This window comes from Mycobacterium parmense (genome assembly GCF_010730575.1).
Lineage (GTDB): Bacteria > Actinomycetota > Actinomycetes > Mycobacteriales > Mycobacteriaceae > Mycobacterium > Mycobacterium parmense.
Map to the genome: position 1 here is coordinate 1,431,226 of NZ_AP022614.1, position 24,287 is coordinate 1,455,512.

General features: G+C 68.8%; 26 protein-coding genes. 10 read left to right on the forward strand and 16 right to left on the reverse strand.

All coding sequences use genetic code 11. The annotated features are described in order from the left end of the window. The first annotated feature begins 31 nt into the window (after nt 1–31). A complete protein-coding gene (locus tag G6N48_RS06585) occupies nt 32–1,357 on the forward strand; it encodes a cytochrome P450 (RefSeq protein ID WP_085271195.1) in 1,326 nt (441 codons plus the stop codon). 1 nt (nt 1,358) lies between these two features. On the opposite strand, the gene G6N48_RS06590 is transcribed toward G6N48_RS06585, so the two are convergent. After that, on the reverse strand, nt 1,359–1,547 hold the full coding sequence (locus tag G6N48_RS06590) for a hypothetical protein (RefSeq protein WP_085271196.1): 189 nt from the start codon (nt 1,545–1,547) through the stop codon (nt 1,359–1,361). Nucleotides 1,548–1,611: 64 nt separating this feature from the next. Here G6N48_RS06590 and G6N48_RS06595 point away from each other — a divergent pair, with 64 nt between their 5' ends. Beyond that, nucleotides 1,612–2,070: a nuclear transport factor 2 family protein gene (locus G6N48_RS06595; RefSeq protein ID WP_085271197.1), complete on the forward strand. Its 459-nt coding sequence runs from the start codon at nt 1,612–1,614 to the stop codon at nt 2,068–2,070. A 5-nt stretch (nt 2,071–2,075) separates the two neighbouring features. Here the strand turns inward: G6N48_RS06595 and G6N48_RS06600 are convergent, their stop codons facing one another. Beyond that, nucleotides 2,076–2,747 carry a TetR/AcrR family transcriptional regulator gene (locus G6N48_RS06600; RefSeq protein WP_085271198.1) on the reverse strand — a complete coding sequence of 224 codons (672 nt, stop codon included), beginning with the start codon at nt 2,745–2,747 and terminating at the stop codon, nt 2,076–2,078. A 64-nt stretch (nt 2,748–2,811) separates the two neighbouring features. Further along, on the reverse strand, nt 2,812–3,735 hold the full coding sequence (locus tag G6N48_RS06605; RefSeq protein ID WP_085271199.1) for a metal-dependent hydrolase: 924 nt from the start codon (nt 3,733–3,735) through the stop codon (nt 2,812–2,814). Between the two features lie 74 nt (nt 3,736–3,809). On the opposite strand from G6N48_RS06605, the gene G6N48_RS06610 reads away from it, so the two are divergent. Beyond that, nucleotides 3,810–5,807 carry a flavin-containing monooxygenase gene (locus G6N48_RS06610; protein WP_085271200.1) on the forward strand — a complete coding sequence of 666 codons (1,998 nt, stop codon included), beginning with the start codon at nt 3,810–3,812 and terminating at the stop codon, nt 5,805–5,807. A 9-nt stretch (nt 5,808–5,816) separates the two neighbouring features. Here G6N48_RS06610 and G6N48_RS06615 read toward each other — a convergent pair whose 3' ends face one another. Continuing rightward, on the reverse strand, nt 5,817–6,671 hold the full coding sequence (locus G6N48_RS06615; protein WP_232066558.1) for an alpha/beta fold hydrolase: 855 nt from the start codon (nt 6,669–6,671) through the stop codon (nt 5,817–5,819). Between the two features lie 113 nt (nt 6,672–6,784). On the opposite strand from G6N48_RS06615, the gene G6N48_RS06620 reads away from it, so the two are divergent. The 3 genes from G6N48_RS06620 (at nt 6,785) to G6N48_RS06630 (ending at nt 10,392) form a co-directional block, all read left to right on the forward strand. Continuing rightward, the gene (locus tag G6N48_RS06620) at nt 6,785–8,560 is read left to right on the forward strand and encodes an N-acyl-D-amino-acid deacylase family protein (protein WP_085271213.1); all 1,776 of its coding nucleotides are present in this window, start codon (nt 6,785–6,787) and stop codon (nt 8,558–8,560) included. Between the two features lie 24 nt (nt 8,561–8,584). After that, a complete protein-coding gene (locus tag G6N48_RS06625; RefSeq protein ID WP_139825964.1) occupies nt 8,585–8,830 on the forward strand; it encodes an SRPBCC family protein in 246 nt (81 codons plus the stop codon). A gap of 170 nt (nt 8,831–9,000) precedes the next feature. Then, nucleotides 9,001–10,392, forward strand: coding sequence for an HNH endonuclease signature motif containing protein (locus G6N48_RS06630; protein ID WP_163670801.1), 1,392 nt, complete (start codon nt 9,001–9,003; stop codon nt 10,390–10,392). Between the two features lie 17 nt (nt 10,393–10,409). Here G6N48_RS06630 and G6N48_RS06635 read toward each other — a convergent pair whose 3' ends face one another. Genes G6N48_RS06635 through bfr form a run of 8 tightly spaced genes read right to left on the reverse strand, consistent with a single transcriptional unit; the run spans nt 10,410 to nt 18,270 of the window. Then, nucleotides 10,410–10,844, reverse strand: coding sequence for an SRPBCC family protein (locus G6N48_RS06635; protein ID WP_085270553.1), 435 nt, complete (start codon nt 10,842–10,844; stop codon nt 10,410–10,412). Next, on the reverse strand, nt 10,844–11,677 hold the full coding sequence (locus G6N48_RS06640; protein ID WP_085270554.1) for a lysophospholipid acyltransferase family protein: 834 nt from the start codon (nt 11,675–11,677) through the stop codon (nt 10,844–10,846). The genes G6N48_RS06635 and G6N48_RS06640 overlap by 1 nt, the downstream gene beginning before the upstream one ends. 15 nt (nt 11,678–11,692) lie before the next feature. Further along, on the reverse strand, nt 11,693–12,823 hold the full coding sequence (locus G6N48_RS06645) for an amidohydrolase family protein (protein WP_085270555.1): 1,131 nt from the start codon (nt 12,821–12,823) through the stop codon (nt 11,693–11,695). Between the two features lie 6 nt (nt 12,824–12,829). Then, nucleotides 12,830–14,182 (reverse strand): type I glutamate--ammonia ligase, encoded by a 1,353-nt coding sequence (locus G6N48_RS06650; protein ID WP_085270556.1) that lies wholly within the window; start codon nt 14,180–14,182, stop codon nt 12,830–12,832. A gap of 50 nt (nt 14,183–14,232) precedes the next feature. Beyond that, a complete protein-coding gene (locus G6N48_RS06655; RefSeq protein ID WP_085270557.1) occupies nt 14,233–15,114 on the reverse strand; it encodes a TIGR03854 family LLM class F420-dependent oxidoreductase in 882 nt (293 codons plus the stop codon). Between the two features lie 16 nt (nt 15,115–15,130). Continuing rightward, the gene (locus G6N48_RS06660; protein WP_085270558.1) at nt 15,131–15,625 is read right to left on the reverse strand and encodes a carboxymuconolactone decarboxylase family protein; all 495 of its coding nucleotides are present in this window, start codon (nt 15,623–15,625) and stop codon (nt 15,131–15,133) included. After that, the gene (locus tag G6N48_RS06665; protein ID WP_085270559.1) at nt 15,622–17,745 is read right to left on the reverse strand and encodes an MDR family MFS transporter; all 2,124 of its coding nucleotides are present in this window, start codon (nt 17,743–17,745) and stop codon (nt 15,622–15,624) included. Before G6N48_RS06665 ends, G6N48_RS06660 begins: the two co-directional genes overlap by 4 nt. A 27-nt stretch (nt 17,746–17,772) precedes the next feature. Continuing rightward, the gene (gene bfr, locus G6N48_RS06670) at nt 17,773–18,270 is read right to left on the reverse strand and encodes a bacterioferritin (protein ID WP_085270560.1); all 498 of its coding nucleotides are present in this window, start codon (nt 18,268–18,270) and stop codon (nt 17,773–17,775) included. 352 nt (nt 18,271–18,622) lie between these two features. On the opposite strand from bfr, the gene G6N48_RS06675 reads away from it, so the two are divergent. After that, complete coding sequence (locus tag G6N48_RS06675) at nt 18,623–18,808, forward strand: (2Fe-2S)-binding protein (RefSeq protein WP_085270561.1); 186 nt, start codon at nt 18,623–18,625, stop codon at nt 18,806–18,808. Between the two features lie 25 nt (nt 18,809–18,833). Here G6N48_RS06675 and G6N48_RS06680 read toward each other — a convergent pair whose 3' ends face one another. The 4 genes from G6N48_RS06680 to G6N48_RS06695 are packed head-to-tail and all read right to left on the reverse strand — an operon-like array spanning nt 18,834 to nt 21,712. Continuing rightward, a complete protein-coding gene (locus G6N48_RS06680) occupies nt 18,834–19,586 on the reverse strand; it encodes an enoyl-CoA hydratase/isomerase family protein (RefSeq protein ID WP_085270562.1) in 753 nt (250 codons plus the stop codon). Between the two features lie 27 nt (nt 19,587–19,613). Then, nucleotides 19,614–20,057 (reverse strand): TIGR03618 family F420-dependent PPOX class oxidoreductase, encoded by a 444-nt coding sequence (locus tag G6N48_RS06685; RefSeq protein ID WP_085270563.1) that lies wholly within the window; start codon nt 20,055–20,057, stop codon nt 19,614–19,616. Continuing rightward, nucleotides 20,054–20,764, reverse strand: a complete 711-nt coding sequence (locus G6N48_RS06690) for an EthD domain-containing protein (protein ID WP_085270564.1) — start codon at nt 20,762–20,764, stop codon at nt 20,054–20,056. The genes G6N48_RS06685 and G6N48_RS06690 overlap by 4 nt, the downstream gene beginning before the upstream one ends. A 9-nt stretch (nt 20,765–20,773) precedes the next feature. Next, a complete protein-coding gene (locus G6N48_RS06695; protein WP_085270565.1) occupies nt 20,774–21,712 on the reverse strand; it encodes a hydrogen peroxide-inducible genes activator in 939 nt (312 codons plus the stop codon). A 104-nt stretch (nt 21,713–21,816) separates the two neighbouring features. Between G6N48_RS06695 and G6N48_RS06700 the strand changes: the two genes are divergently transcribed. The 3 genes from G6N48_RS06700 to G6N48_RS06710 are packed head-to-tail and all read left to right on the forward strand — an operon-like array spanning nt 21,817 to nt 24,282. Further along, nucleotides 21,817–22,404, forward strand: coding sequence for a peroxiredoxin (locus G6N48_RS06700; RefSeq protein ID WP_085270566.1), 588 nt, complete (start codon nt 21,817–21,819; stop codon nt 22,402–22,404). Nucleotides 22,405–22,406: 2 nt separating this feature from the next. After that, a complete protein-coding gene (locus G6N48_RS06705) occupies nt 22,407–22,943 on the forward strand; it encodes an alkyl hydroperoxide reductase (RefSeq protein ID WP_085270567.1) in 537 nt (178 codons plus the stop codon). Nucleotides 22,944–22,953: 10 nt separating this feature from the next. Further along, complete coding sequence (locus G6N48_RS06710) at nt 22,954–24,282, forward strand: alpha-amylase family protein (protein ID WP_085270568.1); 1,329 nt, start codon at nt 22,954–22,956, stop codon at nt 24,280–24,282. Nucleotides 24,283–24,287 lie beyond the last annotated feature (5 nt).

A 24,287-nucleotide genomic window follows, 5' to 3' on the forward strand; every position in this document is an offset into this window, starting at 1 on the left:
CTTGGTGACAACTCACCCCTGGGGAGGTTCGGTGAAAGAACGACTGCACTGGCTTGCGATGCACGGGTTCATTCGTGGCGTCGCGGCCGTCGGGGCGCGGCGCGGGGACATGCAGTCCCGGCTGATCGCCGATCGGAGGGTGGCCGCCGACCCGGTGCCGTTCTACGAGCAGCTGCGGGCCCAGGGCACCCTGGTGAAGGGCCGCGTCAACTACCTGACCACCGACCACTCGCTGGCCCACGAGCTGCTCCGGTCCGAGGACTTCCGCGTGGTCAACATGGGCTCGAACCTGCCGGCGCCGCTGCGCTGGCTGGAGCAACGCACGCGCGACAACCTGCTGCACCCGCTGCGTGCGCCGTCGCTGCTCGCCGTCGAACCGCCGGATCACACCCGCTACCGCAAGACCGTGTCGGCGGTGTTCACGCCCCGCGCCGTCGCCGCACTGCGCGACCGGGTGAAGCACACCGCGGATGAGCTGCTGGATCAGTTGGCGGGCCAGGCCGGAGTCGTCGACGTCGTCGGGCGGTACTGCTCGCAACTTCCCGTCGCGATCATCAGCGACATCCTGGGGGTGCCCGAGCAGGACCGGCCCCGGGTCCTGGAGTTCGGCGAGCTGGCCGCCCCGAGCCTGGACATCGGGCTGCCGTGGCGGCAGTACCGCACCGTCCAGGAAGGCATCGAGGGGTTCAACTTCTGGCTGGCCGACCACCTGCGCCAGCTGCGGCAGGACCCCAGCGACGACAGCCTGATGAGTCAGCTCATTCGGACGGCCGAAAGTGGTTCTGCCGAAACACGTCTCGACGATGTTGAACTCCACGCGATCGCCGGCCTGGTGCTGGCGGCGGGATTCGAGACCACGGTCAACCTGCTGGGCAACGGGATTCGCATGTTGCTGGACTGCCCGGAGCATCTGGACACGCTGCGCCGGCGTCCCGACTTGTGGCCCAACGCGGTAGAGGAGATCCTGCGGCTGGACTCGCCGGTGCAGTTGACCGCGCGGGTGGCCCGAAAGGACGTCGAGGTGGCGGGCATGACGATCGCCCGTGGCGATTTGGTGGTGGTGTATCTGGCCGCCGCCAACCGGGACCCGTCGGTATTCCCCGACCCGCACCGCTTCGACATCGAAAGGCCCAACGCCGGAAAGCATCTCGCGTTCTCCGGGGGCCGGCATTTCTGCCTGGGGGCCGCCCTCGCGCGCGCCGAGGGCGAGGTGGGGCTACGCACTTTCTTCGACCGTTTCCCCGGCGCGCGAGCCGCGGGCACCGGAAGCAGGCGGGACACGCGGGTGTTGCGGGGCTGGTCGTCGCTGCCGGTGGTGCTGGGGCCGGCGCGGTCGATGGCCCGGGTCGACGGCTGAACTAGTGCTTGCGCCTGTACGGCAGGCCGGGACCCCGGTTGCGCTTCTTGCCGGTGGACGAACAGGCCGCGCTGACCGCGGCGGTCGCGGACAGGCCCAGTAACGCCAGCCGCCGCATGGCTTGGCGGCGGGTCAGCAGGACGTGATGGTCTGCGGCCTGGTCGGGGGTGGGGCGCTGCGACGGTGCCACGTTGAAAGTATGCACAGCGAAGCCGTGGTTGACACCTGCGACGCAACCGAGTTTATTTGCCGCTATGACAGAGGTCTCTGAGGTCGCGGTCGAGGACGTCGTACTCGGGCTGTGGCAGGCACTCTCGCGGCGGGACTGGGACGCCGTCAAGACCTTCCTGGCCGACGACTGCCTGTACGTCGACATGCCGGTGCCCGCGTTGTCGGCGCGCGGCCCGGACGACATCGTCAAACGCCTCAAGATGGGTCTCGAGCCGCTCGCGGGCTACCAGAACCACCAAGGGGTGCTGGTGTCCAACGGCTCCGATGTCATCTACGAGCATTCGGAGACTTGGACGTTCGCCTCGGGCGAGCAGGGCGTGCTCAGGTTCGTCACCGTGCACAAGGTCGACGACGGCGCCATCACCGTGTGGAAAGACTACTGGGACTTCAACAGCCTGGTCGCCTTCGCGCCCCCGAATCACTTCGAGGCGCTCGCGACCGCGGACACCAGCTGGGTGTTCGACGCGTCAGAGTTGGTCTGACCGGGTCACGACGCGGACCGGCGCCGCGAACGCCGCGCCGACGCGACCTTGCCGACCGATTCCACGGCCCCGGCGAACTGCGGGTAGACGACGGCCGGCCCTACCCAACGCGCCAGGAACTTGCGCAGAGTCGCTCCCGCCGGGGTGGCCTGGCTGCTGTCGGCCAGGAACGAGATCAGGATTCGCAGGCAGAACTCGGCGAGCCCGCCAAGCGCTTCTTCGTCGAAACCCGCTGCCCGCCAGTCCACCTCATATCGGTGCAGCATCGAGCGACTGAAGCTCAGCGCTGTGCCGGAGGTCAGCGAGGGCGCTTTCTCGCCGCGCGACCGCTCGCTCAGCATGAAGCGGATGCGTTCGTCTTGCGACAGGTTCTCGATCACGAACGCCAAGCCTTCGATCACGGCAGCGACCGCGTCGGTCTCACCTCGTACGTGATTGGCCAGCTGGTCGAGGAAGCCGTCTCCGGAGCGCATGGCGGTGGCGAGCAGCAGCGCCTCGGTCCCGGGGAAGTACCGGTACACCGTCTGACGGGTGACGCCGAGCAACCGCGCGACATCGGCGATCCGCAGTGTCGCCCCTGGCTCGGCGATGATCTTGTCGGCCGCATCGAGGATCCGGGTGATCGCCTCCTCGTCGGAGGCGGGCGTGTTGCCCGACCAGCCGTGGCGCCGTACCACTAGTCGCGCGCCCGTGGGACCTGCATGTCGCGATCATATCGGCGGCACCTGCCGGTGCGTCTCGCTACGGCCCGGCCGCGCCGATCGAATACCAGCGGGCAGCGCTTCTCGGCTCCTGCGCGTAGCGGTCAAACCATCTGCCGGCGAATTCCGGGAGGCGTTGGCGGGCCGGGTCGTGGCCCGGTGCCTGCGATCGCACCAACCCGACCACCATGTCGAAAATCTCCCGCCGGGGCACGCCGGCATAGGTGGCCTGTCCCGGCCCGGTCAGCGACCGGGAAGCGGATAACGCGTTGATCAGGGACCGCGGCGACCAGCCGCACGGAAGGAGTCGGCCGTAGTCGCCGCCGTCGGCTGCGGGCACGTGCTCCTGGAAACCGCGAGAAACGATCGACAGCACTTCGCCGATGTGCCTGAGCACCGCGCCGATGGTCCTGACCCGGTACAGGAAGTCGCCGTGCACCGCGTCGTAAACCATCAAGGCCGAGCTGCGATGCTCGATCTCCTCGACGAAATGCCAGAGAAACAGGGACGCGACGCGCTCGTCGCCCGGCTCGAAGAGCTTGTCCTGATGGTCGAGGAAGACCTTGAAGTAGGGCGTGAAGGTGTTCTCGATGACGGCCGTGTAGGCCAGCCGCCACGCCAACGGCTTTGTGGCGGTGAGTCGGTCGTAGGACGCGATAACCTGGTCCATCGTCTCGTGCAGCCCGGGCCAACGCCGGGCGAGCGCACGAAAGTGGCTCATGTGGGCCGCCGAGTGCTGCGCCTCCTGACGTAGGTAGGCGTTGGCCTCTTCGGCTTGTCGCGGGTCGCGCATCAGCGGGATCGCCTCGCGGGTGGCGTCGACGATGAGTTTCTCGAAGCCGGGCGCGAAGAACGTGATCAGGTTGCACTGCATCGCGAACGCGGGGCGTTGGGGATGCCAGTTGAACGGCACATCGTCGCCGCCGAGGTCGAAGCGCACCCGACGCACTTGCAGATTCGTCATCGGCGCCGGGCTCCTCTGGTCACGCGGGTCGGATATTTAGACCATACGCCTGATCATTTATGTATGGTACGTGGATGAGTGACTCCGCGTTCGACAACTCCGCAACCCAGGGTGTGGCGGAGGTCAACCCGTTGCTCGGGCTGCCGTTCGATGATCCCGACGACGTCATTCGAGAGGCGGTGGCCGAAGCGAGCGTTCCTGCCCTGTTGATGTCGATGGTGCACATGACCGGTGACATGGGTCTGCTGGACGAGCTGCCCGGCCCGTTGCTGCTCGTCGCCATGGACCTGCAGGGCGCGATGAGCGAGCCGGACAAGCAGAAGGTGCGCGACCGCGCGGTGGAGGTGATCCGCGACTACCGGGACCGGGGATGCCCGCCGCCGTTCATGCCGGACCGCGGGCAGATGCGGGTGATGCTCGACGTCATGTCGGCGGGCACCGTCACCGAGGAGTTGGTCGATTACGTCGCCGCGGATCTCCGTTTCAGCGACGCCGACCAGTGCGGACCGGCGCTGGCGTCGACGCCTGAGCAGCGCGGTGCTTTCCCGGTGGTCGTCATCGGGTGCGGCGAGGCCGGCCTGTTGGCGGGAATCAAGCTGAAAGAGGCCGGCGTGCCGTTCACGATCGTGGAGAAGCAGTCGGCGGTGGGCGGTACGTGGCTGGCCAACCGCTACCCGGGTTGCCGGGTCGACATCGCCAATCAGTACTACGCCTACTCGTTCGAACCCACCGACCACTGGACGCATTACTACTCCGAGCAGCCCGAGATCCTGGGCTATCTGCAGGGCGTCGCCGCCAAGCATGACATCCTCCCCCACGTCCGTTTCGACACCGCGGTGACCGGCGCAACGTGGGAGGAACAATCGGCGACCTGGCGCGTGACGATCCGGGGCGAAGACCGGCGGACCGGGGTGCTGACCGCGCGGGCCGTGATCTGCGCGGTCGGTCAGTTCAGCAACCCGGTGATTCCCGACATCAAGGGCGCCAACAGCTTTCGCGGGCCGTCCTTTCACACGGCGGACTGGCGCGCTGACGTCGACCTGACCGGGAAGCGAGTCGCGGTCATCGGCGCCGGCGCCAGCGGATTCCAGCTGGTGCCCGCCATCGCGGACTCGACCCGGCGGGTCGACGTGTACCAGCGCACTCCGCAGTGGATGGCGCCCAATCCGCTTTACCACGCGGCCATTCCGGACGGGGCCAGGTGGGCGATCCGCCACCTGCCGTACTACGGGCGGTGGTTGCGGTTCGTGTCGTGGTGGCCGATAGCCGACGCGCTCGACGAACAGGTGAGGATCGACCCCGAATGGGACGACGGCGGCCTGTCCTGCAACGAGTCGAACCGCGCGATCCGCGAGATGTTCATCGCGTGGATGCGCGTCTTCTGCGCGGACGAGCAGCTCCTGGCCAAGGTCACACCGAATTACCCGCCGATGGGCAAACGGACGTTGCAGGACAACGGAACCTGGCTGATGACCCTGCAGCGCGAGGACGTGGAGTTGATCACCGAGCGCATTGCGGAGGTCACCTCCGACGGTGTCGTCACCGTCGACGGTGTGCATCGTCACGCCGATGTCCTGGTGTGGGCCACGGGGTTTGACGTCAACCACCAACTGGGCCCGGTCAACGTGCGGGGGGTCGACGGAATCGAGCTGAACGCCGCCTGGGGCGATTCCGCGTACGCCTATCTGGGCATCACCGTGCCGGGGTTCCCGAACTTCTTCTGCATGTACGGGCCGGGAACCAACGCGGTCAACGGAGCCAGCATCATCTACAACTCGGAGTGCCAGATGCGCTACATCATGGGGTGCATCGACATGGTGCTGGCGGGTGGTTTCGGCTCGGTCATGCCACGGGCGGAGGTCTGCGACGACTACAACCGCCGCAGCCGGGAGCGGCTGAGCCAGATGGTGTACAGCCATCCCGCGGTCACCAGCAGCTACTACAGGAACGCTTCGGGCGGGCTGCCCACGTTGTACGGGTTTCGCATCTTCGATTATTGGCGGTGGACCAACCGCCCGAACCCCGACGATTACGAACTGCGGCCGGCGGCGGGTCCGTTCGGAAACGCTTGAGGCGAACCGTCAGTCGATCTTCAGGTACTCGAGGACGGCCGCGCCCACCGCCGCCGGCTCGTCGATCTGCAGAAAGTGCCCGGCCCCCGCAAGGGTGCGGACGCGGCTGCCCGGGGGCAGCGCGTCGATGACCCCGTCGAGATACCCGACCTGCACCGCTCCGTCCTGCTCGCCGAGTAGCACGAGTAGCGGAGCGCGGGGCAGCTTGAACCGGAACCGCTGCAGCCCTGCGTATTGCGGTGCCGAAGCGGTGAACCGGACCATCGACCGGTAGTACGCCACCGCCGCCCTGCGGTGTGCGAGGGTGGGCAGAGCGGCCAGCGCGGTCGCCACGCCGTCGCGGACGTCGGCCCCCGGTGGGGACCAGTCCTTCCACAGTCGTGGGATCACCCGCCGCAGCACTCGTTCCGGTAGCAACGGTATCTGGAAGAACAGGACGTACCAGCTCCTGCGCAGCTGAACCGCCACCATCCGCAGATTCTGCGCCACGCCCCGCCGCGAATTGTCGATCGCGCGGATCGGCGGAACCGCCATCGCGATGTGTGTGCCGAACGGCGAACCGCCGAAGGCGGCCAGACCGTGGGCGGCGAAGGCGCCCCAGTCGTGTCCGATCAGCACGGCGTCGGCGGACCCCCCGAGATGGGCGTGCAGATCGACGAGGTCGCTCATCAGCGCGCCCAGATGATAGTCGCCGTCCGGGGCCGGGCCGGTGGGCGCATAACCCCGCATGAACGGCGCCACAACGCGAAATCCCCTGGCAGCCAACATAGGTGCGATATAGCGCCAGCTGTGCGCGCTGTCGGGGAAGCCGTGGACGCACAGCGCCAGCCGGCCGTCTCGTGGTCCCCAGGCCAGGGCCGTCATCCGCAGTCGCGGGAGGTCGAGTTGGATCGCAGCCGGTTGGGTAACGTCTTGACCATACATTAATGCGCAAGTGTACTGTAATGGTCGCGACGGGTGACAAGGAGTTCGTTCCGATGAGTTTCGACGTGGTGATCAAGAACGGCCGGTACTTCGACGGGACGGGTGGCCCGTCGGCGGTGAGAAACGTCGGCATCCGCGGCGGCCACGTCGCGGCGGTCACCGAGGAACCGATCGAGGGTGCCGAGGAGATCGATGCGTCCGGTCAGTGGGTGCTGCCCGGTTTGATCGACATCCACACCCACTACGACATCGAGCTCCTCGATGCCCCGGGCCTGGCGGAATCGCTGCGGCACGGCGTCACCACCATCGTCGTCGGATCGTGCTCGATCTCGACCGTGCACGTCGACGGCGTCGACGCGGGCGACCTGTTCGGCCGTGTCGAGGCGATCCCGCGCGATCATGTCATCGCGACGATCGAGCGCCACAAGGACTGGTCCAATGCCGAGGAGTACGTCCGCGCCGTCGAGGCCCGTCCGCTCGGACCGAACGTGACCGCGTTCATCGGCCACTCCGACATGCGCACCGCCGTCATGGGACTGGATCGCGCAACCACCAAGCGCGACCAACCGACAAGGAGCGAGCTTGCTCGGATGGAGCGCTGGCTCGTCGAGGCACTCGACGCGGGCTTCATCGGCCTGTCGTCCCAACAACTGCTCTTCGACCGACTCGACGGCGACGTGTGTCGTTCCCGCACGCTGCCCTCCACCTACGTCAAGCGGCGGGAGATGCGCCGGCTCACCCGGCTGGTGCGAAGGCGGGGCCGCGTATTGCAGAGCGGGCCCGACATCCAGCACCCCGGGAGGGTTGCGGCGCAGCTCGCGAGATCTATCGGAGGGTTGCGCCGCCCGCTGAAAATGAGTCTCCTGGCGGCGGCCGACGCCAAATCCAATCCGATCGGGTACCTGATCTTGAGTAGCGCGGCCCGCATCGTCAACAAGCTAGGCGGAGACTTCCGCTGGCAGCACCTGCCGGTGCCGTTCGAGGTCTACGGCGACGGCATCGACCTGGTGATCTTCGAGGAGCTGGGCGCCGGGGCCGCGGCGCTGCACCTGCGCGATGAGGTCGAACGCAACGAGTTGATGCGAGACGAGCAGTACCGCCGCCGGTTCCGCAGGGAGTACGACAACAGGTTCGCCATCGGGGCCTGGCACCGCGACTTCTTCGACGCCGACATCGTTTCGTGCCCGGACCCGTCGGTGATCGGCAAGACGTTCGGCCAGATCGGGCTCGACCGCGGGCTGCACCCCGTCGACGCATTCTTAGACCTGGTTCTCGAGCACGGCCGCGCGCTGCGGTGGCGCACCGTCATCTCCAACCATCGGCCCAAGGTGCTCAAGAGGCTGGCCGTCGACCCCGGCGTTCAGGTCGGCTTCTCCGACGCCGGCGCGCACCTGCGCAACATGGCCTTCTACAACAGCGGGTTATGCCTGCTGCGCCACGTCCACCAGAGCGCCGCGGCCGGTGCCGAGTTCATGACGGTCGAGCACGCCGTGCATCGTTTGACGGGCGAGTTGGCCGACTGGTATTCCCTGGACGCGGGTCATCTGCGCGTCGGTGACCGGGCGGACGTCGCGGTGATCGATCCCGCGCACCTGGACGAGTCGTTGAGTGCCTACGCCGAGGAATGTGTCGAGCACTATGGCGGACTGAGCCGCATGGTCAACCGCAACGACGACACGGTGACGGCCGTTCTTGTCGGCGGCCGGACGGTCTTCCGCAACGGGCTACCCACCGATCTGGTCGGAACAGTGCGGACGGGCAGCTTCCTGCGTGCCGGGAGGAAGATCGCGGCGCCGCCGGTCGCGTCGATGGCGGCTTCCGGCGGATGATTGCCGGGCGAAGCCATCGTCTACATGACGTACGGAGCGCCGAATCCGATCACGACGGACGAGGAACGTGAGTGGTACCGCTTGTCGATGGACGTGGTGTGCAATGTGTTGTGCAATCAGGACTTTCCCATGGCTCAGGCCTGCCAGCGGGGGCTGGAGGCCGGCGTCACCGAGGTCGTGTTCGGTCGCAACGAGCCGGCGCTGCACCACCTCGCCGCGGCCCGGGCGCAGGCGCTGGGCGATGGCGCGAAAGTCGCGGGGGTGTCCTGAGCGCGATGGGATCCCTGAAAGCCGACTCGTCCCGATGAGAGTTGTGTCCACGAAGGCCGGCATGGGCCGGTAGCGCGTGTCGCGGCCCGGCGCGAAAAAACTTGTGTCACAGTGGTTTCAGAAGTCACACGACCGGAAGTTCTGTCGGTGGTGGTGGCTAGGTTGACGGTATGACTGCGGGCGGGATCGACGATCGGGACGCGATCACCGCAGCCTTCGACGCGCTGGATGCCGCGCTCGACGGGGTGGTGGGGTTGGGGTTCGACGCGCTGACCACCCCCGAGTGCCTGGCGTTGTTGGCGCGCTGCGAGAAGGTCCGCCGACGGCTGCCGGTGCCCGAGCATCAGCTCGTCAACACCCTGGCCCGCCAGGCCAGCACGCAAGAGCTGGGCGCCAAACTGTCCCACGCGATCGCCGAGCGGACGCTGACCAGCCGCGCCGATGCCGCCCGCCGCATCCGCGACGCCGCCGTCCTGGGACCCCGACGCGGCCTGACCGGCGAGCCGCTGCCGCCCGTGCTGGCCCACACCGCCGCCGCGCAGCGCGACGGGCGCCTCGGTGCCGAGCACGTCGCGGTCATCCGCCGCTTCTGCCAGCAGTTGCCGGCCTGGGTCGACCAACCCACCCGTGATCGCGCCGAGGCCGACTTGGCGCGCAAGGGCGCACAGTTTCGTCCCGAACAACTGGCCGGCCTGGCCGACAAGCTGGCCGACTGCCTCAACCCCGACGGCAACTACAGCGATGTCGACCGGGCGCGGCGCCGCGGGCTGATCCTGGGCAAGCAGCAACCCGACGGCATGTCGGCGCTGCGTGGCTGGCTGACTCCCGAGGCCCGCGCCACGCTGGAGGCGGTGTGGGCCAAGCTCGCCGCCCCCGGAATGTGCAACCCGCTCGACGACAAGCCCTGCGTGGACGGCGCGGCCTCACAACAGGCCATCGACCGAGACGGCCGCTCGGCCGGCCAACGTCAGCACGACGCACTGCTGGCCGCCCTGCGCGCCCTGCTCGCCTCCGGCGAACTTGGCAAGCACAACGGATTACCGGCCTGCATCATCGTCACCACCACCCTGGCCGAACTCGAAACCGCCGCCGGGCGCGGCCTCACCGGCGGCGGCTCTTGGCTGCCAATGAGCGACGTCATCCGCCTGGCCCGCCATGCCCATCACTACCTGGCCATCTTCGACCGGGGCAAAGCCCTGGCGCTGTACCACACCAAACGCCTGGCCACCCCCGCCCAGCGAATCGTGCTCTACGGCAAGGATCGCGGCTGCACCGCGCCCGGCTGCACCGCCGGCGGCTACTACTGCGAAGTCCACCACGTAATCCCCTACGCGGAGCGCCGCACCACCGACATCAACCAACTCACCTTCGCCTGCGGACCCCAGCACGGCATCGTCCAACCCGGCGGCTGGCGCACCCGCAAAAACCGCGACGGGGACACCGAATGGATTCCACCGCCCCATCTCGACCATGGTCAACCGCGGACCAACACGTTCCACCACCCGGAGAAGCTGCTGCGCGACGAAGACGACGAAGAGGACGAAAATCCAGGCGCGGCATAGGTTGTCGCCGTCGTCCGTCAGCTTTCGGCGAGCCGCTTCAGGTTCTTCAGCGTCTGCGACAGGGTGCGGCCCACCTGCCGCACGGCGACCCGGTCGGCGACGTAGCCGATCAGCCCGCCGGGCGCCTGGTACGACAGCCGGAAGATCACCTTCGTCCGTCCGCCGCCGGCGCCGCGCAGCCGAATCCGCCCGCGCACGGTGACACCGGTGATGCCCACCCACGCCAGGTCGCGGCCCGCGTCGAACTCGACGACCTCGATCAGCCCGCCGACGGGCACCGAACCGATCTTCCAGTGCACGGTGTAGCGGGCGCCGACTCCCGGGTCGGCGTCATTCGACGATTCCCACCGCTCGAGGTTGGTCATGAACGACGGGTAGCGGTCCGGGTCGCCGACGATCTTCCACACCGCGTCGCGGTCGGCGCCGATCACACAGCGGCGTTCGACGCGCATCAGCCGATCACCGGGAATCGGCGTTCGGCGGCCAGCCGGTCGACGCCGCCCTGCAGGCTGGCCATCACCTTGTCGTGCACCGCCCGGTCGTCACCGTCGACCTCGATCGGGTCCTGCACCTCGATCACGATCTTCGACGGCAGCGGGATGTGCCCGGCCAGGTCGCCGACGTTGAGGCCCCACGGCAGCGCCAGCGATATCGGGATGCTCTTGAGGCGAAACAGCTTGTCCGCCATCAGCATCTTGGCCAGCCACTGCCCCCGGCTGAGGAACAGCGCGCTTTCCTGACCGCCGACGCTCGCGACCGGGACGATCGGCACGCCCGCGTCGCGCGCCAGCCGCACGTAGCCCTGCCGCCCGCCGAAGTCGACCTTGTGGCGTTCCCACGACGGCCGGCAGACCTCGTAGTCACCGCCCGGGTACACCAGCAACGCCGCCCCGGAGTCCAGCGCCAGACGCGCGTTGTCGGGATTGGCGGCGACGGTGCCGAACTTGCGCAGCCAGCCCAGCGGCGGCGCCGAGACGACCAGATTGTGTGCCAGCTGGTAGAACGGCCGCTCGACGCCGAAGTACGAGCAGAACGCCAGGGTGAACACGAACGTGTCGGGGGGAACGTTTCCGCCGCTGTGGTTGCCGACCAGCAACACCGGACCGTCCGGCGGGATGCGGTCCATCCCCCTGACGTCCGCCCTGAAGTACAGCGACGCCAGCAGCCAGGTCAGGGGCAGCTGGTCGCGAATGTAGTCGGGATCCCGCTGGTCGAGGTCGGCTTTGGGGACGCGCGACACGACCTGGCGGCGGGCCCAGTCGATGGCCTCGCCCGTGAGTCCCATGGCCCCGTCCTGTCCTCAGCGCCTCCCGCCGTCGAGGTCGTAGACGCGGGCGGCGTTGCCGTGTGCGATAAGGTCGACTACCCGAATTGCGTCGCTTTCACACCAGTCGCCGTCGTCGACGAAACCGCGCAGCACGCGATGAATTCCGTTCCGCCACAATGCCGCGCCGAGGAAGTGCAGTTCCGCGGGGCCGAAGCCGTCCGACGAGTAGAGCAGCTTGCCGAAGGGCGCCATCTCCAGCAACCGCGCGAGGAACGCCGGCGCGCGGGCGCCCAGGTAGTTCACGCTCAGCCCGCCGTCGACGAACACGTTGTCGAACGCCTGCGCCAAATACCCGGCCTCGCGCTCGTAGGGGTAGCAGTGCAGCAGCACGATCGGGGTTGGGGTCGGGGCGGCCGAGCAGAGCCGCAGGAAGTCGAGCAGCAGAAGCGGGTTAGCCTTGTGCAGATCGCAGTCCCGGTCGCCGAAGCCGACGTGGAACTGCAGCGGTTTGCGGAGCCGCAGCGCCTGGTGCAGGCCGAAACGTAGCAGAACCCGGTCGCGCAGCCGGGTGCCGCCGGCGTCGCGCCAACGACCGGCGGCCTCGGCGACCTCGCCCGGCGACGGCTCGCTCAGGTCGCCGTCGAAGCCGCCGCGGTAGGCCAGGATCGACTTGGTGCCGACGGCGGTGGCGGCGCGCCGGTGCAGGATCTCCTCGAAGGCCCGCGCGTAGTCACCCGGCGCCTGCGCGGCCTGCTCGGCCACCTGCTCGAGGCGGACGATCTCGTGCGCACGGTTGCCGGAGAACTCGGCCACCTCCGCGACGCTCGCGATGTCGCCGTCGATGCCGGTGTCCACCAGCCAGTCGGTCACCCCCGCGGCGGGCAGGAAGGCGCGTGCCAGCTCCGTTTCGCCGAATTGCCCGCGGTGCTCCCAATATGCCTGCGGGTCGGCGTGTTTGGCCAGCCCCAGGACCGGTCCGCAGTGGGCGCGCACGGCGAAGCCGAGTTGGGAGTCGAACCCCGCGTCCGCGACGGGGTCGGTGTTGGCCTCGTTGAGCGCATTCTCGAAGCGGCGCCGGTCCCCCGCCGCCAGCCAGCAGCCGTGCACGTGCTGGTCGATGAGGCCCACCTCCGCGATGTGCCGGGCCAGGAGCGTCTCGGTCACCGCGGCTCACAGGCTCCAGGCCATGCGGAACTTGTCCGCGAGCGGGCCCGGTTCGAGGTCGCCGTAGCGCTCGTGCTCGAGACGCCGGACGGCGACCACCATGCCGACCGCGGCATCGCCGAGAATTCCGCGCAGCAATTTCGAGTTATGCAGCGCCGCAATCGATTCCGCCTGGTCCGCGCTCAGAGCGACGATGCCGTCGCGCTCGCGGTCCGCATCGTGCAGGCGTGCCGGGTCGACGGTAACTTCGGGCGGCAGCTCGGTGTGGTGCGTGAGCCCGTCGAGGGCAAGCCCGAGAATGGCCGCCGACGCGAGGTAGGGGTTCGCCGAGGGGTCGACGATTTTCACCTCGACGTTGCCGCCGTACCGATTGCCGGGGCCGCCCCGGATGAAACGCACGGCCGCCTCGCGGTTCTCGGTGCCCCAGCACGCGAAGGCCCCCGCCCAGTTGCCGGGCCGCATCCGCAGGCCCGACACGACGGACCCGCACAAGATGCCCTGCGCTTCCGGCAACCCGTGGACCACGCCCGCCACCGCGCTCTCCCCCGCGGGCGTCATCCCCGCCGCACCCGTACCGCCGGAGAACAACGGGCCCTGCGGGCCGGTGAGCGAGAAGTGTTGGTGTGCACCGGAACCCACGCCGTCGGCGAAGGGCACCGGCGACAGGCTGATCCGCAGCCCGTGCCGGCGCGCCACGCGGCCGATGAGCAGCCGCATCAGCACCAGCTGGTCGGCGGCGGCCACCGGAGGCATGGGCGCCAGGGAGATCTCGAACTGGTTTGCGCCGTACTCGGGGTGGAACTGCTCGACGCCGACGCCGGCCGAGGCGGCCACGGTGTTGACGTCGTGGACGAAGGCCTCGTGCTCGAGGACACCGGCGAGGCCGTACTGCGCCCACAGCGTCGACGGCAGCCGGCCACCGGCGGGGTCGACCAGAAGGAACTCGATCTCGTGGCCGACGGCGGCGGTGATGCCCACGTCGGCGAGCGCCGCCTCCACCCGGTGCAGGACACCCCGGCCGCACGCCGCAACCGGTATGCCGTCCTGGGAGAAGAACGCGGCCGGCGCCCACGCCAGGCCGTCGCCGAGGACGCGCACGGCCGACGGGTCGATGCGCAGCCGCTGGTCGCCGACCACGCCTACGTCGTCGGTGAAGGCGATGCCGGTCTGGTCGATGGCGAACGCGTGCCACGAGGGGCTTGCCCCCAGGCCCAGATCGGCGAAGGTGTTGAACCGCCGCACCGGGACCGTCTTGGCCAGCACGAGTCCGGCGGGATTGACGACGGTACCGACGACGGTGTCGACGCCCTCGGCCTCCAGCTGCCCGATGGCCGCGGCGGCCGGCGGTGTTCCCGTCATCGCAGCCCTGCCGTGAAGACCATGAAGGACATTGTGCAGGCTCGGGCCGCTCAGTTCTGGCGGGTCACCAACTCGGCGGCGAAGCGGTCGAGAAACTCCTCCAGCGGCGCCCCGCCGGCCGGCCGGATCACGAATTTCGTCAGCCCTGCGTCGATGTAGCCGTCGAGCTGCCGGTGCAGCCGGTCCCAGCCCGCCGCGATCAGCTCACGGGGATCGACGTCGGGGCGGCGGCTGCGCGCCGCGGCGGCCAGGCCGTCGGGCAGCTCCCCGTCCGTGACCGCCAGCGAGACGCCGAAGTGGTCGGCCTCGATCTGCCGGCCGGCCTGCTCCGCGGCCCGTTCGATCGCCTCACGCCCGGCCCGCGCCTCGGCCGGGGTGAGGAAACTGCCCAGCCAGCCGTCGGCCAGCGCGCCGATGCGCCGAAAGGCCGCCGGCGCCGAGCCGCCCAGCCAGATGTCCAGCGGGGGTTGCGGGCGTGGGGCGACCGCGGCCCCGGTGACGGTGAAGTACCGGCCGGCGTAGCTCGCGGAGTCCTCGACCAGCGCGGCGCGCAGAACCCGCAGCGACTCGTCGAACACGGCCGCCCGCTTGCCCTGCGGCACCACGAACACCTCGCGCTCGGCGGGGATCGCCGACTGCAGGCCGAAGACGGGAAGGACACGTTTGGGCGCGAGGGCCGCCAGCGATGCCAGCTGCTTGGCCACCAGCACCGGGTGACGCCCGGGCAGCACGGCGACCGAGGTGCCGACCTTCAGCCGGGCCGTCCGCGCGAGCGCGTAGGCCATCCCGACCATCGGATCGACCGCCGGGGAGTACACCAGCTCGGAGAACCAGAGCGAGTCCACCCCGTCGGCCTCCAGGCGATCGACGACCGCGGCGAGCTGGTCGGGGGCGGTGTCCGCGCCAAGGCCGACGCCGAAACGGATCTTCACCCGGAACTGGCGAGGGCTACGCGCGGCTGGGCAGCGTCAGCTTGCAGGCCTGGCCGATGTCCAGCGTCCGCAGCACGCGTCCCATGCCGACCCACAGCGCGCACGACAGGGCCAGGTCGGCCAGCAGCTCGTCGGAGAAGTGCTCGCTGCAGCGGCTCCAGAAGTCTTCGTCCTCGCGCAGCTTGGTGTGCTCGGTGGCGAACCGGTGCGCGAACTCGGCCGCCAGTCGTTCCTGTTCGCTGTAGCCGGGCCAGGTCCGCCACTGCAGCGCGTGCTCGTACAGTTCCTCGTCCACGCCGGCGGCGAGGCCGTCCTCGTCGCGGGTGTTGACGCACACCACGCACTCGTTGTCGTGGGCGATCACCGCTCGGGCGATCTCGCGGGTGCGCATCGGCAGCCTGCTCTTGTTGTAGACCGCCTGGCTGAAGCCGCCGATCGCGGCGCCCAGGTCGGGCGATTTCGCGAACCAGCCGGCCAGGTCGTCTTCGGCGAATGTTCCGATTCGGCTCATGGCGTGATGCTACGCCCGCGCCTCGGATTTCCCGCCAACACATCCGGGCCCGCGGCGTCGATGCCGGCGCGCGGGATGATGGTGGTCGGATGGTCTTCGTGCCAATCCCGTTGCGCCACAACGTTGCCCGCGACGCGTTCGAGCGCGGCCTCCACCTTGCGGCGGTCGGGCCGGCCCTCGAAACCAGGCGAGCGGGCCAGTTTGTCCACCAGCCACGCCACCAGCAGCGCGTGCACGTACTCGACCTGTTGAGCGCCGGCGGCGGTGAGCCACAACTCGTCGCCGGCGCGCTGCGCATTGCCGGTGGCGACCAGCCGCGAGAAGGTGGGCTCCAGCACCTCGAACGGGATCCGCAGGGAATTGGCCATGTCGGTGAGTCGCGCCACGCCGTACATCTGCCGATAGCGGTTGATCCGCAGCACGCCCCACAGCCCCGCGACGTCCAGGCGGCAATCGGCCCGCATGGCGATGCTGCGCAGCCGCAGGCCGGGCTCGCCGCGCAACATGCGTGCGATGGCGGCCTCGAGCATCTGGTCCGGCGTCTCGGTGGTCGGCATTCCGAAGGCGTCCCCGAGGTCGACCGTGCTGTCGTGGAGGTCGCGCAGCGGCACCTCACGCAGGAACAGCGCCAGGACGAACCCGACCGCCGCGACGGGCGCAGCCCACAGGAACACCTCGGTGAGCGAGTCGGCGTAGGCGGCCACGATCGGCGCCGCTACGTCGTGCGGCTGGCGGTGCAGCGCCTCCGGCGAGCTGACCGCGCTGGGCGGCGCGCCGCTGGCCGCCAGCGCCGCACCCATCCGATGGTCGAGGAAGTTGACGAAAAGTGAGCCGAATATCGCCGCGCCGAAGGAACTTCCGATTGTGCGGAAGAACGTCACGCCCGACGTGGCGACGCCGAGGTCCTCGAAATCGGACGTGTTCTGCACGATGAGGACCAGCACCTGCATGGACAATCCGATGCCGGCACCGAGCACGATCAGGTAGAGCGACTGCACGAACGCCGAGGTCGACGGGCCCATCCGCGACATCAGCAGGAACGCGAGCGCCATCAGCGCCGTGCCGGCGACCGGAAAGACCTTGTAGCGGCCGGTGCGCCCGACGATGGTGCCGCTGCCCGTCGACGTGAGCAGCATGCCGACCACCATGGGCAGCGTGCGCAGGCCCGACGTGGTCGCCGAGACGCCGTCGACGTACTGCATGTAGGTCGGCAGGAACGTCATGGCGCCGAGCATCGCGAACCCGACCACGAAGGACAGCACGCAGCACACCGTGAACACCGGGTTGCCGAACAGCCGGATCGGCAGGATCGGCGCGGCGGCCCGGCGTTCCACCACGACGAACGCGCCGAGTGCGGCCGCGGCGCCCACGAACAACCCGATGATCGTCGCCGAGCCCCACGAGTACAGCGTGCCGCCCCAGCTGGTGGCCAGCGTGAGGCCGGCCGCGCCGAGGCCGATGCAGACTATCCCCGCGTAGTCGATGGACGGCTTCTCGGTCGACGCGAGCGCTGGTATGGCCGCGGCCGCCACGACAATCACCACCACCGAGATCGGCACGTTGATGTAGAACGCCCACCGCCAGGACAGGTAGTCGGTGAAGTAGCCGCCGAGCAGCGGTCCCACGACCGTGGTGACCCCGAAGACGGCCCCCAGGATGCCCTGGTAGCGGCCGCGATCGCGGAGCGGGACGACCTCCCCGATGAGCGCGCTGGCCGTCACGGTGATCCCGCCGCCGCCGATGCCCTGCAGCGCACGCGAAGCGACCAGCATCCCCATCGACTGAGCAAGCCCGCAGATCGCCGAGCCGATGACGAAGAACACGACCGCCGCCTGGAACACCCGCTTGCGGCCGAACACGTCGCCGAGCTTGCCGACCAGGGCGGTGACGATCGTCGACGCCAGCAGGTAACTCGTCACGACCCAGGATTGGTGTCCCGCGTCACCCAGGTCGGCGACGATCGTCGGCAACGCCGTCGCCACGATGGTCTGGTCCAGCGCCGCCAGCAACATGCCGAGCACGATCGCGACGAAGATGAGGTTGCGCCGCTGCGGACTGATCAGCTCGCTGCTCGACGCGGTGTCCGGGGTCGCCGGGACAACTTCCTTCGGGCGTGTCATACCTGCCGAAGGTTAGTCGAAGGCCGGTCAGTCGCCCCCCTGCTGGGAGCCCGGCGGCCGGGACACGCACTGCGCCGAGTACAGCTCCTCGCCGAGCTTGCCCATCAGCTCGAGCTGCGTTTCCAGGTAGTCGACGTGAAGTTCCTCGTCGGCCACGATCTTCTCGAACAGGTTGGCCGTGGTGGTGTCCTGCTTCTCGCGGCACATGATGATGCCCGGTTTGAGGCGGTCGAGCACCTCGTACTCGATCGCCAGGTCGGCCTCGAACTGCTCGCGCAGCGTCTGGCCGATCCGCAACGAGAAGAGCCGCTGGTAATTGGGCAGGCCGTCGAGCAGCAGGATGCGATCGGTGATCGCCTCGGCGTGGCGCATCTCGTCGAAGGATTCCGCGCGGGTGTGCTCGGCCAGCTCCGTGAAACCCCAGTTGTCCTGCATCTTGGAGTGCAGGAAGTACTGATTTATGGCGGTGAGCTCGCTGGTGAGCTGCTCGTTCAGCAGACGCAGAACGTCCGGATCGCCTTGCATGTCTCTCCTCCCGTGGGCTGCCATTCGGCCGCGGCGGGTGCTGGGCTGGAGCACACCGCGCCGGGCCTGTAGTCGCACTTTGCCATGCGGGGATGCAATCTTCCAGGAAGGTATGGCTGCGCTCAGTGTGTCGGGTGGGTCGCGCGGGGTGGTCGCTTAGCTGCGAAGTTAGGTTAGACTCCGCTAAACAAGTTAGGTTAGACTCCACTAATATGCGGCTCGTGGATGCGGCACCGTCGAAAGGGACTCCCCTGATGCATGACGCGTCACGGAAGGCCGATCCGCGGGGGTCTGGCAAGAGCGTCGTCGAATCCGGCGAAGGGAATGTGGATCACGTGCGAGGGGTGCGCTGATGTACGTGTGCCTGTGTGTCGGGGTCACCAATCAGACCGTGTCGGATGTCGTCGCGCGCGGTGCGTCGACGTCCAAGGAAGTCGCCGCCGCGTGCGGCGCCGGCGGCGACTGTGGGCGGTGCCGGCGCACGGTGCGGGCGATCATCGCCGCGGCGGCCGAACTCGAGACCGCCCAGTCGGCGTAGCGCTGGGGCCGGTCAGCGGCCGGTGTCAGCGGCCGGTGTTGAAATCGGCGAGCGCCGCGGCGTTGGCCTGCGCACCCATCAACTCGGCGAAATGCGCGTTCTCCCGGGCGCCGGCAGCCGCGATCTCCGGGCGGACCGGCTCCATCATCGTGTGTTTGACCGCCATCAAACTCGAAATGGGCCGGGAGGCAAGGACTTCCGCGTGCCTGCGCGCCTCGGGCAGCAACTCCTCCGGTTCGCATATCCGCCAGACCAAACCCATCCGCAACGCCTCGGGGGCGTCGACCCACTCCGAGGACATCAACAGCCAGGCCGCGTTCTGCCGGCCCACCAACTGCGGCAGCAGGTACGACGACGCCGCCTCGGGCGCCACCCCGAGGCTGGTGAAGGGACACTTCAGCCGCGCCGTCGAGGACATGAACGCCAGGTCGGCGTAGCCCAGGATGGTGGCGCCGATGCCCACCCCCACGCCGTTGACCGCGCAGATCAGCGGCTTGGGGAAGGCGCTCAGCGCGTCGATCAGGCCGGTGAAACCGTGCTTGCCCGGGGTGAAGCCCGGATCGGTGATGCGGGCCTGCATCTCGCCGAGGTCGGTGCCCGCGGAGAAGCCGCGGCCCGCGCCGGTGAGCAGGACGACGGCGACCTGCGGATCGTCGGCGGCGGCCAGCAGCGCGTCGGCGGTGGCGTCGTAGAGGGCCTCGTTGAAGGCGTTCAGCGCCTCGGGGCGGTTCAGGGTGAGGGTGCGAACCCGCTTGTCGTCATCGATCTGCAGTATCACGGCAGCAGCCTAGCCAACGTTCGTCGGTCAGCCGTTGCCGTAGACGCGCGTCGGGTCGATCAGCACCACCGCGCGGCCCTCCCGGGCCATCACCCGGTCATATTCGTCCCAGTCGTCGTGCGTGCCGCCCGCGGCGGTGAAGACCTCGCGCAGCAGCAAGCGCAGTTGGTCTGCGCCGGTGAGCCAGGGCGGCGTGTCCTCGGGGCCGGCCAGTTCCGCGCGGCCCTCGACGGTCGCCCACCGCCACCCGCCGCGAAACGTGACGGCCAGCTGCGGACGTGCCCGCAGGTTGGCGAGCTTGACCTTGCCGTAGGTGGCGAAGCCCAGGACGGGTTGACCGGTGGCCGGGTGTGGGAGCAGGCCGACGTTGACCAGCGACGCCTGCACCGTCGCGTCGGCGCGCACGGTGGACACCACGGCCAGCCCGTTCTCCGCCGTGGCCAGGGCGACGGCGTCTTTCAATGTCGTCATCGGGCCTCCTCCGTGAAAGGTGACTTGACGACGTAGCGACTGGTGGGAACCGTGTCGATGTTCTCGTTGGCCCCGAAAGCCGCGGTGCTGGCCACCATCTGGGTGATCCTGTTCTGCAAGTCGGCGTCGTCGGCGGCCCCGAAGAAAGCCTTGATGTCGGTGATCGCCTCAGAAGGAAACAACTCTTCGACGATGCCCGCGATTCCCGGCGCCTCGGCGGTCAGCGCGCGCACCACCCAGTTCTGGGTGTAACCGAAGGTCGACTGTGTGTCGATGGCCACCGACGTGTGGTCACGCTGCCACCGGGTGAGCCAGGTGGCCTGATCCAGCTCGGCAGGGCGCCGCAGCAACGCCACGTTGGCCAGTCCCGGTGTGCGGCAACCCGGCTGGCCGCTGGGGGCCGCCAGCGGGACGGACTCGGTCACCAGATAGGCGGCCAGCCGGTCGCATTCCCGGCTGAGCAGCTCGAGCGCCGCCGCCATCTGTTCGCCGTAACACTGCTGGGTCCACATGCTCACCACCGCCGCGACGGGCGGGTCCAGCGTGGTGAGCGTCATCACCGACGCGCGCACGGCACCGTCGCGGACATTGACCGACAGCCCGGGCAGCCCCAGCCCCAACAGGGACTCGGCGACGGGTCCGCGCTGCCGGGCGCACCATTCGTCATCCGGCTCGTCACCCATCAGCACGGCGATCACCTTTTCCATAGGCCGAACTTACTGCCTGACCAGGCGTACCTGGTGTTCGCCGCTGATCAGCTTCCCGATCGTCGCGGCCAGCCGCCGGTAGGAGTCGTCGCGTCCGCTCGACGAGCGGTAGACCAGGCCGATGCGGCGCCCCGGACGCGGCCCGGCGAACTGCGCGAGCCCGAGGCGGCTGCGTGCCGCCTCGACCGGCACCGCCGTCTGCGGGATCAGCGTCACCCCCAGGCCACCGGTGACGCACTGCACCGCGGTCGCCAGCGAGGCGGCGCGGGTGTTGGCCAGCTCGGCGCGTATGCCGGCCTTGTGGCAGACCTCGAGCGCCTGATCGCGCAGGCAGTGCCCGTCGTCGAGCAGCAACAGCGGCAATTCGGCCAGCGCCGCCGCGGGGACCCGGCGCTTGCCCGACAGCGAGTGGCCCGGAGGCAGTGCCAGCACGAAGTCCTCGTCGTAGATGGGGATGGCGGTGACGCCGGCGGCGTCGGCGGGCAGCGCAATCAGCGCCGCGTCCAGCGCCCCTTCGCGCAGGACGGTCAGCAACCGTTCGGTCTGGTCCTCGACCACCCGCAACGTCAGACCGGGCAGTTGCACCGACAGCCCGGCGAGCACCGTCGGCAGCACGTAGGGGGCGACGGTCGGGATGAGTCCCAGCCGCACGTTGGCCTGCAGCGGATCGGACGAGCCCGCCGCCGCGGCGGTGAACGCGTCCATCGCCTCCACCACGGCCTGGGCGTGCGGGAGCAGTTCCGCCCCCTCCGCCGTGAGGAAGACCCGCCGCGTCGACCGCTCGACCAGTTGGGTTCCCAGGCCCGCCTCCAGCGCGGCGAGCGCCTGCGACAACGTCGACTGGCTGACACCGAGAGCGGTTGCGGCACTGCTGAAATGCCGCTTCTCGGCCACCGCGGCGAACGCCCGCAGGCCGGCGACTGTCGGCTGATAAGTCTTATCGGTCATGGCTATGAGTCTAGTGGTAAATATCACCTTTACCTGACACTGAATGTTCGGCACCATCATGGGTACACAACAAATTGTTTGTACCCATTCCAAAAAGGAGCGACATGGCTTTGCTGACGATCGGCGATCAGTTCCCCTCCTACCAGCTCACCGCGCTGATTCCGGGCGATCTGTCGAAAGTCGACGCCCAGGACCCCAGCGACTACTTCACCACCGTCAGCAGCGACGACCACGCCGGCAAGTGGCGCGTGGTGTTCTTCTGGCCCAAGGACTTCACCTTCGTGTGCCCGACCGAGATCGCGGCGTTCGGGAAGCTGAACGACGAATTCTCCGACCGCGACGCGCAGGTTCTCGGCGTCTCGATCGACAGCGAGTTCGTGCACTTCAACTGGCGCGCTCAGCACGAGGACCTCAAGCAGCTGCCCTTCCCGATGCTCTCGGACATCAAGCGCGAACTGAGCCTGGCCACCGGCGTCCTCAACGCCGACGGTGTCGCCGACCGCGCCACGTTCCTGGTCGACCCCAACAACGAGGTCCAATTCGTCTCCGTCACCGCCGGTTCGGTGGGCCGCAACGTCGAAGAGGTCCTGCGGGTGCTCGACGCGCTGCAGTCCGACGAGCTGTGCGCCTGCAACTGGCGCAAGGGCGACCCGACGCTCAACGCCGGCGAGCTGCTCAAGGCCTCCGCGTAGTCATGAGTGTGGAAAACCTCAAAGCCGCACTCCCCGAATACGCCAAGGACCTCAAGCTCAACCTCGGCTCGATCACCCGCAGCACCGAGCTGAACGAGGAGCAGCTGTGGGGCACGCTGCTGGCCAGCGCGGCGGCCACGCGGAATGCCCGGGTGCTGGCCGAGATCGGCACCGAGGCGGCCGACACCTTGTCCGGCGAGGCGTACAACGCGGCGCTGGGGGCCGCCTCGATCATGGGCATGAACAACGTGTTCTACCGCGGCCGGGGCTTCCTGGACGGCAAGTACGACGACCTGCGGGCGGGATTGCGGATGAACATCATCGCCAATCCCGGCGTGGACAAGGCGAACTTCGAGTTATGGTGCTTCGCCGTGTCGTCGATCAACGGGTGCCCGGACTGCGTTGCCGCTCACGAGCACACGCTGCGTGAGGCGGGCGTGAGCCGGGAAACCATCCAGGAAGCGCTGAAGGTGGCGGCGATCGTCGCCGGCGTGGCGCAAGCGATGGTGGCCTGCGAGACGCTGGCCAACGTCGGCTGACCCCGCCACTGTGACGCGTCCCGTTACCGGACCAGCCTGGGTCGAGCACGCGATCTGGTGGCAGGTCTATCCGCTGGGATTCGTCGGCGCGTTTCCCGCGTCCCCGTCATTCGGGCCGCCGCAGCCCGGCGAACACCGGCTGCGGCGGCTCGTCGACTGGTTCGACCATGCCATCGCCCTCGGCGCGTCGGGCGTGGCGCTGGGACCGGTATTCGCCTCGCGCACACACGGATACGACACGACCGACCACTACCGCATCGATCCCCGCCTCGGTGACGACGCCGACTTCGACCATCTGGTGGCCGAGGGCAGGCGAAGGGGGTTGCGCATCCTGCTGGACGGCGTCTTCAACCACGTCGGCGTCGACTTCCAGCGTTATCGCGAGGCATCCGGGGACGGGGCCGCGGCACGCTGGTTTCGCGGACGGCCGGGGCGCTTTGACACCTTCGAGGGCCACGGCGACCTCATCGCCCTCAACCACGACAACCCCGAGGTTATCGACTACACCGTCGACGTGCTGTGCCACTGGCTGGCGCGCGGGGCGAGCGGTTGGCGTCTGGACGCGGCTTACGCTGTGCCGGAACGGTTCTGGGCCTCGGTGTTGCCGCGGGTGCGTGAGCGCCATCCCGACGCGTGGTTCGTCGCCGAGCTCATCCACGGCGACTACTCCGCGGTCGTCGATGCCGCCACCTTCGACTCCGCAACCCAATACGAGCTGTGGAAGGCCATCTGGAGCAGCCTCAACGACGGTAACTTCTTCGAGCTCGACTGGGCGCTGCAGCGGCACAACGAATTCCTGACCCGCTTCTCTCCGCTGACCTTCGTCGGCAACCACGACGTGACCCGGATCGCCAGCCGCCTCGAGCGGCGCGAACACGTGGCTCACGCGCTGGTGCTGGCGCTGACCGTCGGGGGCGTGCCCAGCATCTACGCCGGCGACGAGCTCGGGTTTCTCGGTGTGAAAGAGGAGCGCTTCGGCGGCGACGACGCCGTGCGCCCCGAGTTCGGCTCTCCCCCGGTGCCATTGGATGCGATGGGTGCCGAAACCTGGGCGCTGCACCAGTTCCTGGTCGGGCTCCGCCGCCGGAACCCGTGGCTGCATGCGGCGTCGACGAGTGCGCTGCGCCTGGAAAACCGGTGCTACGTCTACGAAACACGTCGCGGCGACGACGTCCTGCTGGTCGCGCTCAACATCGACGACGAGCCGTTGCGGCTGAGGCCGGCCGAAGTGGGCGTCTCGCGGGCCCGGGTCGTCGGCGGATCCGCCGCGCCGCCGCCAGAACTCGTGGACGAGGTGGTCGTCGAGCCGCACGGCTGGCGAATTCTGGGCCCCGCCTAGGCGGA

Coding starts and splice junctions, on each gene's coding strand:
- G6N48_RS06635 (WP_085270553.1), bottom strand. CDS start 10,844: ATGCGCGTCGAACGCCGCTGTGTGATCGGCGCCGACCGCGACGCGGTG.
- G6N48_RS06610 (WP_085271200.1), top strand. CDS start 3,810: ATGAGTGACTCCGCGTTCGACAACTCCGCAACCCAGGGTGTGGCGGAG.
- G6N48_RS06615 (WP_232066558.1), bottom strand. CDS start 6,671: ATGACGGCCCTGGCCTGGGGACCACGAGACGGCCGGCTGGCGCTGTGC.
- G6N48_RS06695 (WP_085270565.1), bottom strand. CDS start 21,712: ATGACCGATAAGACTTATCAGCCGACAGTCGCCGGCCTGCGGGCGTTC.
- G6N48_RS06620 (WP_085271213.1), top strand. CDS start 6,785: ATGAGTTTCGACGTGGTGATCAAGAACGGCCGGTACTTCGACGGGACG.
- G6N48_RS06660 (WP_085270558.1), bottom strand. CDS start 15,625: ATGAGCCGAATCGGAACATTCGCCGAAGACGACCTGGCCGGCTGGTTC.
- G6N48_RS06685 (WP_085270563.1), bottom strand. CDS start 20,057: ATGACGACATTGAAAGACGCCGTCGCCCTGGCCACGGCGGAGAACGGG.
- G6N48_RS06625 (WP_139825964.1), top strand. CDS start 8,585: ATGACGTACGGAGCGCCGAATCCGATCACGACGGACGAGGAACGTGAG.
- bfr (WP_085270560.1), bottom strand. CDS start 18,270: ATGCAAGGCGATCCGGACGTTCTGCGTCTGCTGAACGAGCAGCTCACC.
- G6N48_RS06605 (WP_085271199.1), bottom strand. CDS start 3,735: ATGACGAATCTGCAAGTGCGTCGGGTGCGCTTCGACCTCGGCGGCGAC.
- G6N48_RS06675 (WP_085270561.1), top strand. CDS start 18,623: ATGTACGTGTGCCTGTGTGTCGGGGTCACCAATCAGACCGTGTCGGAT.
- G6N48_RS06690 (WP_085270564.1), bottom strand. CDS start 20,764: ATGGAAAAGGTGATCGCCGTGCTGATGGGTGACGAGCCGGATGACGAA.
- G6N48_RS06630 (WP_163670801.1), top strand. CDS start 9,001: ATGACTGCGGGCGGGATCGACGATCGGGACGCGATCACCGCAGCCTTC.
- G6N48_RS06650 (WP_085270556.1), bottom strand. CDS start 14,182: ATGACGGGAACACCGCCGGCCGCCGCGGCCATCGGGCAGCTGGAGGCC.
- G6N48_RS06700 (WP_085270566.1), top strand. CDS start 21,817: ATGGCTTTGCTGACGATCGGCGATCAGTTCCCCTCCTACCAGCTCACC.
- G6N48_RS06595 (WP_085271197.1), top strand. CDS start 1,612: ATGACAGAGGTCTCTGAGGTCGCGGTCGAGGACGTCGTACTCGGGCTG.
- G6N48_RS06665 (WP_085270559.1), bottom strand. CDS start 17,745: ATGACACGCCCGAAGGAAGTTGTCCCGGCGACCCCGGACACCGCGTCG.
- G6N48_RS06640 (WP_085270554.1), bottom strand. CDS start 11,677: ATGGGACTCACGGGCGAGGCCATCGACTGGGCCCGCCGCCAGGTCGTG.
- G6N48_RS06705 (WP_085270567.1), top strand. CDS start 22,407: ATGAGTGTGGAAAACCTCAAAGCCGCACTCCCCGAATACGCCAAGGAC.